Source organism: Nitrospirota bacterium (assembly GCA_040755395.1).
GTDB lineage: Bacteria > Nitrospirota > Nitrospiria > Nitrospirales > Nitrospiraceae > DATLZU01.
In genome coordinates this window covers 1-1,855 of the sequence record JBFMAX010000048.1, presented here as the reverse complement: position 1 = coordinate 1,855, position 1,855 = coordinate 1, and the positions used below count along the sequence as shown (strand labels likewise).

The 1,855-nt window shown below is 67.2% G+C and carries 1 protein-coding gene; it reads right to left on the bottom strand.

All coding sequences use genetic code 11. The annotated features are described in order from the left end of the window. Positions 1–30: 30 nt before the first annotated feature. A protein-coding gene (locus AB1555_20040) for an IS3 family transposase (protein ID MEW6248969.1) occupies positions 31–1,604 on the bottom strand; the annotation gives its coding sequence in 2 pieces (ribosomal slippage) (positions 31–1,166 and positions 1,166–1,604; 1,575 coding nt in all). Positions 1,605–1,855: the final 251 nt, after the last annotated feature.

Below are 1,855 nucleotides of genomic sequence, written 5' to 3'. Positions count from 1 at the left end.
CGGCGCGCGTCAAGCTACTTGTCGCCTCTGTCACGCAGCAATCGGCTGAATGTCTCCTCGGCTCACAGCCGTTGTGACCACAGAGTCGCGTTCAGGGTTGAGGGTAACGGCCCGGATGTGCGACCAGTCGCGTGTGCCGCGTGACCAGCGCGCGGGGTTGCGTTCGCGAGCCTGGAGGTAGACCTGGTGCCGAGCCGCAAGGATCGCGACGTCGTGGCCTTCATGGCGCTGTGCCGGGCTGACGTAGCGGATGCCGCTGTGCCTGTGATCGTGGTTGTACCAATGCACGAATTGGCGCGCCCACTCGCGCGCGGCGCACAGATCCGTAAAGCCCTTTTCTGGGAACTCCGGCCGGTACTTCGCCGTGCGGAACAGGCTTTCGACGAAGGCGTTGTCGTCGCTCACGCGGGGCCGTGAGTACGACGGTTTCACGCCCAGCCACCACAGCATGGCCAGCACGGTGGTGGCCTTCAGCGTGGCGCCGTTGTCGCCGTGCAGTACGGGTCGCTCGTCACGCGGCATGGCGTGAATGCCCTCGGCCAGCGCCGTGCGCTGCACGAGCCGCGCAGCGTGGTCGCAGTCGTCGTCCTCGTGCACCTCGAAGCCCACGATCTTGCGGCTGTACACGTCCATGATGAGGTACAGGAAGAACCAGCGTCCGGCGACATCCCTTGGCAGGAACGTCATGTCCCAGCACCACAGCTGTCGCGGCGCGGTGGCCACGTGAGTGGTCGGTGGCCGGCCCTTGCGTGGTGCCTTGGCGCGCCCGCGGTGACTCATTTGCCCCTGCGCACGCAGCACGCGGCGGAAGCTGGACTCGCTGGCGATGTAGACGCCCTCGTCAGCCAGCGTCGGCACGATGCGCGCCGGCGGCAGATCGGCGAAGCGCGGCTCGTTGGCCACGCTGACGATCTGCGCACGTTCGCGATCACTCAGCGCATGGGCTGGCGCCGGCCGCACGGCCTGCGGCCTGCCATCGCCCGATTCCAGGCCTTGGCCGGCCTTCCAGCGCTGCAAGGTACGCGCGCTGATCCCCATGAGTTCGCACGCTGGCTTCAGGCGCGCACCGGCATCGCAAGCCGCTTCGATGTCTCGGGCAATTTCCTGGCGATCTTCGAGGCCGATCATTCGTCCTCGCCCTTGTTCCTGTTGAAGATCGCCTCGGCTTTTTTTGACAGCACCAGCAGCGCCGCCGCCTCGGCCAGGGCCTTGTCCTTGCGGCGTACCTCTCGCTCGAGCTCTTTGATGCGGCGCCGATCCTCCTTGGTCTGCGAGGGGCTGGCACGTACTTGCTCGGGTGCAGCCAGTGCCCGCACCGCGTTGTCTCGCCATTGCTGCAGTTGCTGCGCGTACACGCCGTTCTCGCGGCACCAGGCGCTGCGCGAGGCATCGTCCATCGCCGCGGTCGTGATCACCGCCTCCAGGCGCGCGGCAGCTGTCCACACGCGCTCCTTCGCCGGCCTGGCCAACGACTCAGCGCGCCAGCGCTCCAGCGTGTCCACGCCCACTCCGATCTCGCGCGACACCACCTGCGGTGCGGCGCTCTCCGGCGGCAGCATGCGTGCCACCGCCCGGTCCTTGAATGCTTGTCCGTATCGGGCCAACTTCTTCTCTCATCCGCGCCCCCGTGTCGATGAAACGATGGTGTGCGGGGGGCGGCGCCTTCGGCGCCGCACAGGCTGTGCATTTGTGGACGATGCGCTTCGCGCACCGGCCAGCTTGCCGTGGACAACGCATCCGCGTTGCCCACCGCGCCGGCCTTCGCCCACAAGCTCCACAGCCTCCCACCACCATCAATGAACCAGTCTCACAGCTCTGGTCCTATCGGGGCGACAAGTATTCTGACGCGGGGGGA